Here is a 13,899-nt window from a genome sequence, read left to right as displayed (position 1 = left end):
TTCTTACATACTCTTTTTAAGCGTGGTTTCTTTAAGTTCATGCAGCTTGGAGACAGAATCTTACTCACAGTTAAATGCAGATAATTTTTACACCACTAAGGAACGTGCTTACACCGCACTGGTTGGCTGTTATGACGGTCTACAAGTGGTAGGGGGGATAGGATTTCCGCTTATGAGCGAAATTATGTCTGATAACTGTTTTGGAGGGACGGGAGCCGCTGACGGTTATGGTTTTCAGGCAATTGATGAATTCGATAAAGACCGTTCGCCTTCGGATACTGATCTCTACAATGACAACTGGAAAACATATTACAAAGCATTGTACCGGTGTAATGTTTTTTTAAGTAAGATCGATCAGATTAACTGGCAGAATGACAATGTATTGCGAAACACATATGAATCTGAGGCAAGGTTTATTAGAGCCTACCTGTATTTTGAAATGGTCCGTATCTGGGGGAATATCCCTTTGCTACTTACGCCTTCATCGGAGAATCTTCCTCAAACCGATCCCGATGAGGTTTATACGGCAATTACCAAGGATTTATTGTATGCATCAGAAAACCTGCCATCAGCAGCCTATAGCACTGTTGCTAATGGGCGTGTCACCAGATGGGCGGCAAAAGCTTTACTGGCCAGGGTTTATCTTTATTACACAGGTTACTACGGCAAGTCAGATCTGGTAGGTTTGGTGACCAAAAACCAGGCATTACAGCATCTGGAAGACGTCATAACTTTGAGTGGGCATGGATTGGTAAATGATTTTTCTGCACTTTGGCCGGCAGCTTCGGTTAAGAACTATGCAGGAGAGGATAATAAAGAAATTGTATTTGCAATTAAATATACTTATACCAGTGATTACAACGGTAATTCTGACGGAAATCCCTGGATGGTTATGTTTGGAATGAGGGAATTCTCCTATGTTCCTTATGGGAATGGGTGGGGTGTAACGGTAAATTCAAAATTATGGAATGCCTATTCGGCCGGTGATACCAGGCAGGCCGCCACTATGATTGGTATAGCAGAGGAGGCAATACCTTTTGATAAAATAAATAATCAACGTGAATATACCGGATACTATAATAAAAAATATTCTCCAATGTCAGAGTTTGACAGTAATGGAAATGTGGTTTCCGTAGTAGATGGTTTAGGAGGAAACGGCTTTCAGCTCGGCCAGTTTCAGGATTACACTGTCATCAGATATGCAGATGTTCTTCTAATGGCAGCCGAGCTGGGAAGCGCCAACTCACAGGTATATTTTGATCAGGTCAGACAACGCGCTTTTAAGACAAACTTCATTTCTATTCCGGCAAATCAGATTAATATTATGAAAGAAAGAAGGTTGGAATTTGCTTTGGAAGGTATCAGATATTGGGATCTGCTGCGTCAGGGAGTAGGTGTGGCCGCTTCTGAGATAGCGGAAAGCACCACTCTGTTAAGCGGAGGCGTATCCGGAAGTAAAACAATCACAGCAGCCAGAATTGAATCAACTAAAGGGCTCTCGCAAATACCCAGTACCCAGATTACCTTATCAGGCGGTGTTTTAAAACAGAATGCGGGCTGGTAATTTTTAACCAAAATAAAATACGATGAAAAATATTAAAATCACTGTTATTTCCTTTTTGATGCTTGGATTTGCAATACTGTCCGCATCATGTGAACCCGAAACCCATTCTTTGGGAAATCTGCCGGATAAGTCTGTTTTAAATTTTGAAATTACACAGGATCTTGGACTAAAGCCAGGAGGAAATGTCGTTAATTTGAAAAGTCTTACACCTGGAATTATACCCTATTGGAGTTACAGTGACAGTAACGGTCAGGAGTTAGGACATACCAATCTGGGAGAAACCTCAGTTAGTCTGCCTTTTGCAGGTACATATATCTTTAAGTATACTGTTTTTGATAAGGCGGGATCAGTTTCTGCTTCCAAAACAGTAACAGTTACAGAAAACGACACCAGTTTATTTAGCGATCCGAGGTGGTCGATGCTTACCAATGGAGAAGCAGGCAAAACCTGGATAATCAACAGAGTCACAGAAAGTCCGCTTGCTTTTGTCGGCAGTGGTTATATTAATACTGTTCTGGGCGGCGATTCGTCGTGGTTTCCGGCCAGTATTAATGATATTCCCTGGTCGGGAATTGAGAATAAGAATTTTGGAGAGGTTACTTTTGATCTTAATGGAGGATATAATGTTAGAGTTGTGCAGACTTCTGAAATTACCGGCAGTCTGCAGCAGGCTACGGCTGTAGGAACTTTTAGCTTCCTGCTTACGGCTAATTCTGTTAATGACAGAATTGTATTTAATGGAGGATTAAAAATGCTTCATACCAATGCGTATTATACTTCTCTTTCATCAGGATTTTCTTTTTCAAACGTCAGGCTCATTGAACTTACCGATACTTCTTTAAGATATGCTATGATAGCGGCAGACGGCGGTGTGATCGTAGTCAATTTAATACCAAAAGCAACTTAAAATGTCAGTTTATTGACAACAGTGCAAAAGAAGTTTTCTGAAAGGAAAACTTCTTTTGCATTTACAAAAAGCAACTGTTCCGGTTCTTGTGAAACGTGACGGACCTAACTTTAAATCTGATGGATTTTTTAAGGCATTAGGAGTTGGAAAGACTTAAAATTTTCTTGTTTTAACAAATAAACAAGGAAATTAGTTAAGCATGTTTTTTTTGATTTCTATAATCTTTAATAGTTTTGAACCTAAAGCCAGAAAGCCTTATAGGTGTATTGCATATGATGTCTGTCTTTCATTGGCCTGATAGATTTGGTTTAGATGTGCTGTTGAGGATTGATGCAAAAAAATATAAAAACGAATTTGTTTGTGGTATTAAAGTAATATACAATTCTATCAAATCCAAATACCTTGTGCCAAAAAACTTAGAAAGGTCAGTATCTTAAAACACTACCTTATATTTTGTGGCAGCAGAGTCATACCCATAGTATACTTGAAATGGATCATCTGGTAAAACGAACCGTAAAGGATGCAATGCCTGTCACAGTGGAGTATGAATTGACTGATGAAGGCAAAAGCTTAGAACCAGTTATCGAAGCGATAGGAAATTGGGGAAAATGTATCGTCAAAAACTTGTCCTCAAGTAAGATTGTCTTATATTTTCAACCAATATTTATTGTTTCTTTACATAAAAAGAGAATCCAACACCCAAATTAAATGAAAAACCTGTAAAACCGGAAATAGAACCAATAGGCTGATCAAATTCAGAAAAAGTATATTGAATATTTGTAGTCAAAAATAGTATTTTATTGAGTCTGTAATTCATTGTTGTTATGCAGGTAAGAAAAAAAGCCTGCTGGCTGGAGATATTGCTTTGACCATATGAATTTCCTATTCCGCCAATTGTTGCTGACTGGCTTTTACTTCCGGCCTTTGCTGTTAGACTGCCTGTCAAAGCTTCGAAATAGGTACTAAACCTGTTTTTGCTAAATACAATAATTCTTGCTCCTATGCCCAGTCTGTAAAGACCTGCCCCTTTTCCGGAACCCTCTACGGTTATGCTTCCGTCCGCACCTTCACTAATCTCATCAATTCCTTTTTCTACTGCTTGCCGGATCAATCCGAAATTTGCACTCAGGCCAAATCGATTACTTATATAATAACCTGTAGTTATGTTCCAAAAAGTATTGATTTCAGAAAAGTCGATACCACTCTGCTTGTCAAAAGAAGCAAAGTGATTTTGATCAACATATTGCTGTCCATAAGTGATATCAATAAACATCAATTTTTTCCAATTGCTGGACAATTGCAGCGCATTTTTGTTCTCCTTAATTTTTTCTATCTCCACACTGCTGGGAATTTCATATTTTATAGAAGTCAGGGTGTTTCTTTTTTTAATTTTCGTAATTGATTTAGCAGGAAAAACATTTTCATTACATTGGAGCATGGTATTATGCTCAGCAACACAAATTCCGGAAATAATTGTTTTAAGTTCTTTTATTTTCTCGCATGATAATGGATTCTTACTGGGCCAATACAAAAATATCCTGTTACGATCAAAGCTGTCATTTTCAAAATTTTGTTCAATAAATTTTTTTAGGAAATCATATACATTATTTTCATCTAAATTTTGAAACGGCAGGTAATAAAACCATGTAAAATCTATCATACTTTTTCCTTCAACTTTGTTCAAAGTATCGTTTTTGAATAGCTCCTGCGTGTTTTCCTCAGGCTTTCCCATAATGATTGCCACATTCATACCTGGCAGATTATCGAGATGGCCTTTGTAATTAGAGTAGGCTGTGTAGACAATGTCGCGTTCTTTAAATTTAAAGTTCCTATTGGTCTGTCCAAGAAGCATTTGTGTGATAAAAATTAGTAAAAATAACGGTGTAGTGTTTTTCATTAAAGACAAAATAGTTGAGGTTAAGTTTTTTTGATCGTTATACAGACCAAATGAAGAGCATACCAAATACAAGAATATTTCAGATATCCTTGCATTTGGTAATTTTATCAAACGCAGCTAAAAAATGAAGCACTAAAAGTTTACGATTGTTTTAGTCGAAAAAGTGTCATTACTGCCGCTGGGCGGGGTAACAAAACCTTTGGTGTAAATAGTATAAATTCTGCCAGGTCTGAGTTCAAAATCTTTTTGAGAAAATAATACCTCGCCGGTGCCGGTTTTATAAAAAGTAAAATCATAAAAACCACTTGATACTTCGGCAAATTCGGTGTCTTCCTTAAAAGACAGACCAGCAGCAAAATCTTTGGCGGCGCTTTTTATATCTATAGCCTCCGAGTCAGATGAAAGATTTATAAAACGTACAACTGCGTTATTGCTTTTAGGATAAGTGACAAAGTCGTTATAGGATATGAGTTCTATATTACTGAAGGTATTGACGGCAAAAACGCTGAAATAATCGCCATTTTTCAGGTCAATATCCGTTTGCGCCAGTATATCTCCAGCATTGTTTTTAACGCTGAAAGTTCTTTTACCAGTATAGAAATTGTAATAGCCAAAAGTATCGGTATAATTCAGGGCAGAAGAATTTATCTTGTTTTCATCTGAGAAAAAGTCTAAACTGCCTGAATTGGGGCTCGCATTGGTAATAGTTCCGCGGGCAGCATCCTGTTGTTCTGCACAATAACAATCACCGTCATCATCATTACAAGATATTAAAGTTGTTACCGACATTGCAATGATCATTAATTTGAAAATAAATAGTTTCTTCATAACATAAAAGTTTTATTGTTTATACAAGCAAAACTATTGAGTGTTAACCTTTAGACAACTCAAGATTTGGATGAATTGAACAAACAAAAACTTCAATTGAACATTTGAGACTTTGAATTTAATTGCAATGAATTTTCAATTAAGGGGAAGTAGAAATTAATTATCAAAATATCACTTACGAATAGAAATAAACCGTGTAAACTACGATTCCAGCCAGTCTTTAAAAGCAGTAACTTTCAACCTGCTTACAACTAATTTTTCTGATAGGTTGAACTTCGTTTGAACAATGACTTTTCTGTTGAAATAGGGCTCAATGGACAATACAGCTTCTTTACTGATCAATACCTGCCTGTTGATGCGAAAGAACTGTTTAGGGTCACAAACCGATTCGATGTATTCCATATTTTTGAACAAGGAAAATTTTTCACCGTTTAATGTATATATATAAACAGTTTCAAATTCAATGTAAAAAAGAGCAATATCTTTTACATATTTCACCAGCGTTTTATCTCGATATTGTGTCAGAAAGCTTTGCTGGTACTGAGTTGTACCAGGAAATTGTAAAGGTGTCAAAGATTTGTCCCTAAAAGTCTGGGCCAGCCTCTTGTATTTGTTTAGTGCAGTGTGAATGTCTTCCTCCTTGAAAGGCTTGAGAATATAATCAATGCCGTTGTTTTTAATGGCTTTTAAAGTGTATTGATCATAAGCAGTACAAAACACAACGGGAACTGTAACGTCAATATGGTTGAAAATCTCAAAGCTATGCCCGTCGGCTAACTGAATATCCAGAAAAATCAAGTCTAATTTCTGCTGATGTTTACTTAGATATTGCACGGCCTCCGCTACAGACTCCAGACGTTCGGTTACCAAAAAATCTTCATCCTGCTCAATTATTTCCTTCAGCAGTTTGGAGGTGTGTAATTCGTCTTCTACTATCAGTATATTCATATTATTTCGGTTGAGAATTTAGATGGCATCCTTCATAAAATAAGTTTAAGTCTTATAAGAAAGTGGCCATCTGTCGATTCAATATCCACTCCGTTTTCAATGTTTAGCAGCTCGTACCTCTTTTTCAAATTTTCCAATCCGTAACCGGAAGATGAACTGCTGGTAATCCTGGGTTGAACATTATTTTTAATTTCAATATAATTATCGGCACTTTTGATCTCAATATACAAAGGTATTTTCGATGTCATCATATTATGCTTGAAACAGTTTTCTATCACGGTCTGCAATGCCAATGTAGGAATTTGGTGTTCGTACAATTCTTCAGCAATCTGAATGCTGACTTGTACAGCCTGCTCATTTCTGTTTTTCATTAGAAACAAATAGGATTCCAGTACCTTTACCTCATCAATCAGTTTAATCAATGTGCTTTCGTTATACCGTAAAGTTTGCCGGTAAAAGTCGGAAAGACTAAGGATGAACTGTTCGGATTTGGGGTCTCGATGACGCACCATTGTACGAAGCGTATTAAGAGAATTGAATAAAAAATGCGGGTCGGCTTTCGTGCGTAATGCTTCTAATTGAACCTTGTAGTTTTCCGTTTGTATCTGCTGTTTTTCAAGTTCCAATTGTGCTACTTTTTTGTTGGCACGAAAGGCATACTGAATTATTAGAAATGGAATGATGGCAATAAAATAGCGCATCACAAACATCCATTTCAGATTCTTATTTTCAAACAGCGGGGTGAGCAGAAATATATTGTAGACTACAATAAGCAAAGCAGTTGCTGCAATGATTGATTTAAGAAATCTGTACGTTTCCGCTTTTTTAGAAATATAATCCAGCAGGATCCAAAGCAGGTAAAGCATCATTGAAACAGCTGCCCACCGAAACCATATCAAGGAATCAACATCAAAAATGTTTATAATCCCTCTGGTCGTAATCGCATTTAATGCAGGAAATACGATACATAGTGCAATGGGCAGTATTTTTTCAATGGGCAGTTTCATTTTTCTGATAAAGTTACAAAAAGTAAGGTTTTCTAGAACGGTCTAAATGAAATGCCTGCCTGGATAGTCAATCCTCTGCTGTCTATTTCATGGATGGGGTCTGGCTTTTTACCTAAAGGGATAGTAATAACGGTCCAGGGTGTAGTAGCTGCATCATCATAAAGTTTGTAGCTCTGTCTAAAATTTCTGCCGGCCCCAATATTCAGTTGCCAGCCTTTTGCAAACTGATATTCCAGCTTTGCCAAACCAGTCCATTGATTGACCTGGATAAACTCATTGTTGCTTTCCGCTGCTGAAAGCCTGTAACTGGATGCATCCGCAGATAATTCCATCCCTGCACTCCATTTATCATTAAAATGATAAAGTACTTTTGGTTTGATGGGGAACTGTCCGGTAAGGCTCCATTTATCATTAGGTCTGTAATCTACATCAATGAATGGAATAATCTGGTTACCAAAAAACTGTCTGGAATAAGCCAAACCCCAACCCGTAATTAACTTTTCGGAATGTTTTACTCTGTAACGCAAGCCGGCAGTGTACCTGAAATCTTTGCCGCTGACATCCCGTAAATCTGTAAACAATCCTGCCTGGGCAAAAAAGGTCAGGCCTTTTCTATCGGATAATTTATAAATCCAGGCTCCCTGTAGAGTGATGCCGTGTAAATTACCGGTATATTCCGCCGGGAAATTCTGCAGCGATAGATTTTTGTAACCCACTATTCCGACAATGGTATTCTCTTTTTTTTGTAACACCGGCAGTTTGAGTTTCAGATCAAATGAATTGGCATTAGCAGCAGTGTCGTTATATTTTAATGTCGAAACGGCATAGCTGACATTTAATAAATCCCTGTCCTGGGCAAATAAGATATTGGCAAATAAGAGTGTCGCTAGTAAAAGGAGCTTGTGTTTATTCATCTTGATTTTTTGTAGGTGGTACTATTGTATTTTTTCCCCTACCATTACATATCGTTCTGTGCCGTTTTCGGAGATAAGTTTTTCGTAATATGTATTACCAATTTTGTAATATTTCTTACCATTGATTGTTATGGTTTCGGCTCCATCAGGAAGACCAGTTAGAGAGGCTTCTTTCGGAATTTCGACAATTTCGTAACTATTAGGTTGCAGCTGTACGTAGTAAACCCCTCCGAAATAAAAATAAGCTCTTCCACCTATTACCACGTTGGTATATCCCACTGGCAATACGCGCACACGCAGCCCAACTGGAGGCGTAACCACGACAAAGCCGCTGGGATGCGGTTTATAATAGCACCCGTTCGCATAGCGATAAGAAACACCGCTGTAAACTACCACAGTATTGTTCCGCGGCACAACCCTTACAATACGCTGCGCTTGCAGGTTGGATGATAGACCAGTGAGAAGGGCTATCGTGAAAGTGAATTTGGTAAAGAATTCTTGAATGGTTTTCATAATAGTATTTATTTAATATTTAAGTTTTTTTTTAATCCATGGATTAACGGACATTAAGTTTTTTAGTACCGGGTTTATAATAAAACCCTCTTATTGAATGATTTTTCCATCCACCATTTCAATAATCCTGTCACAATTGGCGGCAAATTCGTCATCGTGGGTAACGGCAATAATGGTTTGCCCTTTTTCCTTGGCTAACTGGCGAAAAATGTCAAACACAATTTTGGTATTTTTACTATCCAGATTTCCAGTAGGCTCATCTCCCATAATGATGGCTGGTTCGTTGATCAAAGCTCTTGCGATAGCAACTCTTTGCTGCTGGCCTCCCGATATTTTAGATGCTTTTTTAGTTTCGTGTCCTTTAATATCAAGTAATGTCAATAATTCCATTGCCCTTGCTTCTATTTCCTCTTTAGATTTCTTTTTAAGCTTCAATGCCGGCAGCATTACATTGTCCAAAACGGAAAATTCCGGGAGCAGATAATGAAACTGAAATACAAATCCGATATGCTCATTTCTGAATTTTGCTAATTGGTTTTGTGTTAGCCCGGTAACCGTTGTGTCATTGATAGTGATGTTTCCTTCGTAAGATGTATCCATTGTAGAGAGAAGATACAGAAGGGTAGATTTACCCGAACCTGATTTACCAACAATGGAGACAAATTCTCCTTTGTTTACGTCAAAACTCACGTCTTTCAATACCTGAAACGTTTCAGGGTCGTGAAAGTATTTTGTAATTTTATTTGCAGTTAATGCTTTCATTTTATTATTTTTAATAACACCCATAGTAATAATCGTAATACCAATAATACTCACATTCATAGCTATTTGGGTAATAATAGCAGTAATAGTTGTAACAGTTACAGCAGTAATAGTTATAATAGCCGAGAATTAAAGCTGATACTCCTAAAAGAAGGATCGACATAATAAATTCTACTTCTTCACGTGGAAATATCTGTTTAAAATATTTCTTCATCATCCTCTTAAAATTTGTACAGGGTCTATTTTGGATGCCTTTCTCGCAGGTAAATAGCCGGCAATAAACGTAATGGCCAGGCCAAAAATCATTGCCAAAATATAATCTGCAGGCAGATAGGTAATGGGCAATGTATCAAATGATGCAATCTTAAATGGAATTCTGTCTACAATAGAAGCAACAGCAAAACCTAATAACAAGCCTATAAAACCACCTATTAACCCGATGATAACAGATTGAACAAGGAAAATGTACACGATGTCTCTGCCATCAAAACCCATCGCCTTCAGGATGGCAATCTCCCGTATCTTTTCACTCACGGTCATATTCATAATGTTATAAATTCCAAAACCCGCCACAATAAGTATGGTAAGGGAAACAGCAATCGCTATGATGTCCCGCAGGGTATTTGCAGATTCTAATTGGGCATTGCCTTCCTGCCAGGCTTCTGTTTTGTATTTAATATCTGAACGCACTTCATCAGCAATAGTTTTCGCATCGTTGTAGTCCTTTACATTTGCCATCACATCTGTGGCATAACTTTTATTCTTGGATAATAACTGTCTCGCTGTATTAATGGAAATAATCGCACGGCTCTTATCGACACTTCCGCTCCCTGTTTCTATTAGTCCCACGACCTTAAAAACTTTATTTACGCCATCGGCTGTAGTAAGCGATATATTGTCCCCCATTGACGCACTTAACTTATCCGCCAATCCAGTGCCCAGTACCACAGCATCCGAACGCTTGTCTAAATCATTTAAACTGCCTTCGGTTATATATTCTGTGGTGTTAAACATCTGAATTTCGTTCGCTGTATCAACACCAGAAAGTGAACCGCTTACTTTGGTTACGCCATTTCTGAAAAATACATTTTGATTGACCTGCTCGGTAATAGCGACAATGTCTTTGTTTTTTTGCAGTACTTCTTTTACTTCATCGGCATTAATCATACCTTCTGTATAATTGATGTGTTTGGCATTGCTCACCATAGTCAATGTATCCGAAGTACTCTTTTGCGACAGCAGTATTGCAGGTTCTCCTGCAGGATCATTATATACTCTTATGTGTGACATTGAGGTAAATGTGATATCGGTTTGGGCATTATTTACACCATTCATAAAGCTGTTCATAAAAACGTACATCGATATTCCAAATGTTACGCTTAATACTGCTACAATCAACTGTTTTACTTTGGAAGTAAGATGTGTCCAGGAAATTTTGTTATTTATATTTGCCATTTCTTTCTTTTTTTAAATCCCAGCTTAATCCAGCAAATAATCCGTTGCTGTCGTGTGAAGGGTTTCTTTCAGGTGTTTTTGTATTGCCATTAGAAATATGAAGATGTCGTGCGCCAAAGTGCAAGCCCATACCTGTATATTCTTTACTCCGTAACTGGCTTTGTAACATCTTGTTGATTATCCTTTCCCTTTGGTAAAAGAATAATATCTTTTTCGGTCAAGCCTTGTTTTACTTCCACCCAATTGCCTGATTTTTGTCCTGTCTTTATTTCTTTTTCTTCACCATTTTTTAACTCTACATATTTGCCACGGATGACCGCTGTTGATGGAATAACTAAAACTTTCTTTGTGCCTGGCTGCTTAATATTTGCCTGAAGCTGTGTGCCTGAAAGTAAAAGCTGTGGCGGATTTACAAAGGCTGCCTCTGCTGTGAATGATTGTTCTGTCTCGTCAAACGCTGGAAGTATCTTTGTGATAGATGCGGTAAATGTTGTGTCGGGATAATTGTTCATCTGCACAATCGCTCGCTGGCCTATGGAAAGTTTTGTAATATCATCTTCTGCAATAAATAGCTTAAGGATGTTTTTACCACTGCCGATTTTGGCAATCACCTCGCCTTTCCGTACCAATTCGCCTTTCTTTTTTAAAACATCAAGCACAATACCGTCCTTATCTGCCAGTATGCTGTAATCGTTTAAAATGGCCTGCTGTGTTTTTACCTGTTGCAGACTACGGTCAGCATTTAATTGTAATGCATCCTGTGCTTGTTTGTAACTCTTCTCCAATACCTGCAGACTACTTTGTGAGGCTTTGTATTGTAGTTCTGCTTTTTCATATTCCAACTGCGATACAGAATTTTTCCCGCGCAGATCGGCATAACGCTGATAGTTGATTTTGTCCAGATTGAGCTGATTCCTAGACTGGTTTATCTGTGATTTTATCTGCTGTAATTGCGGTGCACTAGCCGACGAATTTTGTTTCGCATCGTTATAAACTACCCGCGCTTCCTGCAGCTGCGTATCGGAAACGTCACTGTCAATCCTTACCAGTAATTCTCCTTTAGAAATATAATCACCTTCACGAATGCCCAGTTCCCGGATAATGCCATCGGCAGCCGCTGAAATTAAATATTCATCTTCCTGCTCCAGGTTCCCGCTTGCAAAAACAGCCTGCTGTATAGTCTTGTGTTGTGGTGTTATTTCCTGCTGACGGCTGCAAGACAATAGGCCAGATATTGGAAGAAGGAATAACCCAACAATTATTTTATTTGTTTTCATTGATATTTTATAATAACATTTATGATTATGCTTAAAACTGCCTGCGGATATAAAGCTTGTAATAGCTGATATATTGGTTGCTGAGGCTTTGCATATATTGATTTTGCACTTCCAGTAGATCCTTGAATTTATCCAATCTCTCATCTAAACCAATGATGCCGCTATCGTAGCGATTCTTGGAATGTGTATCATTTTTATTCTGTAATTGCAAAACCTCTTCCTGCTTTCTAAAATCGTCAGCTCCTTGCCTGTACTGAATTTGCAGATTGTCATCATCTTTTTTTGCTGCCAGCTTCTTACTGTCCAGCACCATTTGCTCTTGTTCCAATTGGATTTTTGACTGTTTGATTTTTGATTTGGTACTGAAGCCGTTGAAGATGGGTGCACTCAATTTTAGTCCCCAAAATTGTTGTGGCAGGTTATTGGCTTGCGAAAAATCCGTCATCTTATCTGTTGCCCAATTATAATTATATTGATAACCCAATGTAAGGGTTGGATAATGCAATGATTTGGTTTGGGCCAGCAGCTTTTCGCTTAGTTGTACCTGTGCTTCCTGCACCAATACCTCCGGATGAGATGTTGTTATTACAAGTTCATTACCAGTATCCATTTCTTTATCAAGAAGTTCATCTTTTAAAATGAGTGGTTCATCGATGTTAAGTTGTGACTGCAATTGGTTGTAGAGTTGTTCCAAAGAAGACTCCAGACTGCTTACCTGCTGATTTGCCTGTACCAGTTGAATCTTGCTGCGGTTCAGGTTTTCTTCCGTGAAAATTCCGATGTCATATTTATCTTTTGCTATTTGGTAAATGTTATCTGCCGTTGCAATATTTTCTTTGCTTATTTTCAAATATTTTTCCGTTAGCAAAATGGAAAAATAAGTCTGAGCCAGCTGGTTGTAAACCTGATACTTTGTATTGATGGTATTGGCTTGGTTTAACTGTGAAGCAGCTTGGGAAATCTTTATGTCAAACCACTTCTGAAAGTTAATAACATCCCAATTGGCTTGCAGGCCGGAGTTGTAAACATATCTCTTTCCAAAAGTATATTCGTTGAAGGTGCCTTCCGGTGCAGCAGGATTGAATAAATTAGACGGAACCAAGGTTGGCTGTAGAGTAATGTTATCATTAAATCCGGCAGATGCATTTATAGCAGGTAATAAGGCTGTTTTTGATGCTTTGTTTTTTGCGGTGGCTATTTGTTCCTGATGCAGCGCACTTTGGATAGAGATGGCATTTTTATCTGCGTAAGCCAGCACTTCCTGCAATGAGCCAAACAGTACCTGACCCATTGCATTGAAGCTGGTGAAACCCAATAGTGCTAAAATAATAGTTTTCATTGCCTGGAATAATTTAGAGCTTAGTCCAGGTTATGGATTTGGACATCATACCGTAGCTACCTTTAATGTAGAGCGTAGTATCCCCAGAAAGTGAAGCCGTGCATTTTGCCGTTTTTCCCTTTTTGATAATGTGCAGCGTGCCATCCGAAAATGAAGTCGTACCAGCTGCTTGCAGAGCCGTTATCTGCTTTTTACCAACTAAGCTATTGTCTTCGGCTTTTCGAATGATGGCATCATAAGCATTACCGCTCTTTACAAATTCGATGATACGGGTTTTGTCTTCGTTTGTCCATTTACCCAAAATTTTATCATTGGTTGTCTGGGCTGAAATGTTAAGGCTGAAAAGCAGCCCGGCTGCCATTAAAATAATCTTTTGCATTGATATTGAGTTTTAAATTCAATGCAAAGATGCATTTGCTTTGGTTGCGTCCTTTTGTGCAATGGGGTGAGTTGAACATTTTTGGGGGCGAAATGAACAGGGAAGGATT

General features: G+C 38.0%; 15 protein-coding genes. 3 read left to right on the top strand and 12 right to left on the bottom strand.

Features of this window, described 5'->3' with window-relative positions; genetic code table 11:
* Positions 1 to 184: 184 nt before the first annotated feature.
* The 3 genes from BM289_RS24920 to BM289_RS24910 all read left to right on the top strand — a co-directional run bounded on the left by BM289_RS24920 (position 185) and on the right by BM289_RS24910 (position 3,179).
* Positions 185 to 1,564: a RagB/SusD family nutrient uptake outer membrane protein gene (locus tag BM289_RS24920; protein ID WP_244165455.1), complete on the top strand. Its 1,380-nt coding sequence runs from the start codon at positions 185 to 187 to the stop codon at positions 1,562 to 1,564.
* A gap of 22 nt (positions 1,565 to 1,586) precedes the next feature.
* Positions 1,587 to 2,471: a hypothetical protein gene (locus tag BM289_RS24915; RefSeq protein WP_091499232.1), complete on the top strand. Its 885-nt coding sequence runs from the start codon at positions 1,587 to 1,589 to the stop codon at positions 2,469 to 2,471.
* Between the two features lie 489 nt (positions 2,472 to 2,960).
* Complete coding sequence (locus tag BM289_RS24910; RefSeq protein ID WP_091499229.1) at positions 2,961 to 3,179, top strand: winged helix-turn-helix transcriptional regulator; 219 nt, start codon at positions 2,961 to 2,963, stop codon at positions 3,177 to 3,179.
* Here the strand turns inward: BM289_RS24910 and BM289_RS24905 are convergent.
* The 12 genes from BM289_RS24905 to BM289_RS24850 all read right to left on the bottom strand — a co-directional run bounded on the left by BM289_RS24905 (position 3,136) and on the right by BM289_RS24850 (position 13,790).
* Entirely contained in the window at positions 3,136 to 4,368 is a 1,233-nt protein-coding gene (locus tag BM289_RS24905) for a hypothetical protein (RefSeq protein ID WP_091499226.1), read from the bottom strand. The genes BM289_RS24910 and BM289_RS24905 overlap by 44 nt on opposite strands.
* 132 nt (positions 4,369 to 4,500) lie before the next feature.
* Positions 4,501 to 5,196, bottom strand: a complete 696-nt coding sequence (locus BM289_RS24900; RefSeq protein WP_091499222.1) for a DUF4397 domain-containing protein — start codon at positions 5,194 to 5,196, stop codon at positions 4,501 to 4,503.
* Positions 5,197 to 5,397: 201 nt separating this feature from the next.
* Entirely contained in the window at positions 5,398 to 6,144 is a 747-nt protein-coding gene (locus BM289_RS24895) for a LytR/AlgR family response regulator transcription factor (RefSeq protein WP_091499220.1), read from the bottom strand.
* Positions 6,145 to 6,176: 32 nt separating this feature from the next.
* Entirely contained in the window at positions 6,177 to 7,151 is a 975-nt protein-coding gene (locus BM289_RS24890; protein WP_091499217.1) for a sensor histidine kinase, read from the bottom strand.
* A gap of 32 nt (positions 7,152 to 7,183) precedes the next feature.
* Positions 7,184 to 8,065, bottom strand: a complete 882-nt coding sequence (locus BM289_RS24885) for a DUF6268 family outer membrane beta-barrel protein (RefSeq protein ID WP_091499216.1) — start codon at positions 8,063 to 8,065, stop codon at positions 7,184 to 7,186.
* Between the two features lie 21 nt (positions 8,066 to 8,086).
* Positions 8,087 to 8,479, bottom strand: coding sequence for a DUF6515 family protein (locus BM289_RS24880; protein WP_143102128.1), 393 nt, complete (start codon positions 8,477 to 8,479; stop codon positions 8,087 to 8,089).
* A 189-nt stretch (positions 8,480 to 8,668) separates the two neighbouring features.
* On the bottom strand, positions 8,669 to 9,340 hold the full coding sequence (locus BM289_RS24875) for an ABC transporter ATP-binding protein (protein WP_091499281.1): 672 nt from the start codon (positions 9,338 to 9,340) through the stop codon (positions 8,669 to 8,671).
* A gap of 213 nt (positions 9,341 to 9,553) precedes the next feature.
* Complete coding sequence (locus BM289_RS24870; protein WP_091499208.1) at positions 9,554 to 10,795, bottom strand: ABC transporter permease; 1,242 nt, start codon at positions 10,793 to 10,795, stop codon at positions 9,554 to 9,556.
* Positions 10,779 to 10,964: a hypothetical protein gene (locus BM289_RS24865; protein ID WP_091499205.1), complete on the bottom strand. Its 186-nt coding sequence runs from the start codon at positions 10,962 to 10,964 to the stop codon at positions 10,779 to 10,781. The genes BM289_RS24870 and BM289_RS24865 overlap by 17 nt, the downstream gene beginning before the upstream one ends.
* Complete coding sequence (locus tag BM289_RS24860; protein WP_167365501.1) at positions 10,939 to 12,072, bottom strand: efflux RND transporter periplasmic adaptor subunit; 1,134 nt, start codon at positions 12,070 to 12,072, stop codon at positions 10,939 to 10,941. The genes BM289_RS24865 and BM289_RS24860 overlap by 26 nt, the downstream gene beginning before the upstream one ends.
* A 31-nt stretch (positions 12,073 to 12,103) precedes the next feature.
* A complete protein-coding gene (locus BM289_RS24855) occupies positions 12,104 to 13,411 on the bottom strand; it encodes a TolC family protein (protein ID WP_091499202.1) in 1,308 nt (435 codons plus the stop codon).
* Between the two features lie 13 nt (positions 13,412 to 13,424).
* On the bottom strand, positions 13,425 to 13,790 hold the full coding sequence (locus BM289_RS24850) for a DUF2147 domain-containing protein (protein ID WP_091499201.1): 366 nt from the start codon (positions 13,788 to 13,790) through the stop codon (positions 13,425 to 13,427).
* Between the last annotated feature and the right edge of the window lie 109 nt (positions 13,791 to 13,899).

It is taken from the genome of Flavobacterium phragmitis, assembly GCF_900112575.1.
Classification (GTDB): domain Bacteria; phylum Bacteroidota; class Bacteroidia; order Flavobacteriales; family Flavobacteriaceae; genus Flavobacterium; species Flavobacterium phragmitis.
The sequence above is the reverse complement of the archived record's forward strand: the minus strand, read 5'-3'. Positions and strand labels throughout refer to the sequence as shown.

Coding starts and splice junctions, on each gene's coding strand:
- BM289_RS24900 (WP_091499222.1), bottom strand. CDS start 5,196: ATGAAGAAACTATTTATTTTCAAATTAATGATCATTGCAATGTCGGTA.
- BM289_RS24895 (WP_091499220.1), bottom strand. CDS start 6,144: ATGAATATACTGATAGTAGAAGACGAATTACACACCTCCAAACTGCTG.
- BM289_RS24890 (WP_091499217.1), bottom strand. CDS start 7,151: ATGAAACTGCCCATTGAAAAAATACTGCCCATTGCACTATGTATCGTA.
- BM289_RS24870 (WP_091499208.1), bottom strand. CDS start 10,795: ATGGCAAATATAAATAACAAAATTTCCTGGACACATCTTACTTCCAAA.
- BM289_RS24865 (WP_091499205.1), bottom strand. CDS start 10,964: ATGTTACAAAGCCAGTTACGGAGTAAAGAATATACAGGTATGGGCTTG.
- BM289_RS24905 (WP_091499226.1), bottom strand. CDS start 4,368: ATGAAAAACACTACACCGTTATTTTTACTAATTTTTATCACACAAATG.
- BM289_RS24885 (WP_091499216.1), bottom strand. CDS start 8,065: ATGAATAAACACAAGCTCCTTTTACTAGCGACACTCTTATTTGCCAAT.
- BM289_RS24855 (WP_091499202.1), bottom strand. CDS start 13,411: ATGAAAACTATTATTTTAGCACTATTGGGTTTCACCAGCTTCAATGCA.
- BM289_RS24860 (WP_167365501.1), bottom strand. CDS start 12,072: ATGAAAACAAATAAAATAATTGTTGGGTTATTCCTTCTTCCAATATCT.
- BM289_RS24915 (WP_091499232.1), top strand. CDS start 1,587: ATGAAAAATATTAAAATCACTGTTATTTCCTTTTTGATGCTTGGATTT.
- BM289_RS24875 (WP_091499281.1), bottom strand. CDS start 9,340: ATGAAAGCATTAACTGCAAATAAAATTACAAAATACTTTCACGACCCT.
- BM289_RS24850 (WP_091499201.1), bottom strand. CDS start 13,790: ATGCAAAAGATTATTTTAATGGCAGCCGGGCTGCTTTTCAGCCTTAAC.
- BM289_RS24920 (WP_244165455.1), top strand. CDS start 185: ATGTCTGATAACTGTTTTGGAGGGACGGGAGCCGCTGACGGTTATGGT.
- BM289_RS24910 (WP_091499229.1), top strand. CDS start 2,961: ATGGATCATCTGGTAAAACGAACCGTAAAGGATGCAATGCCTGTCACA.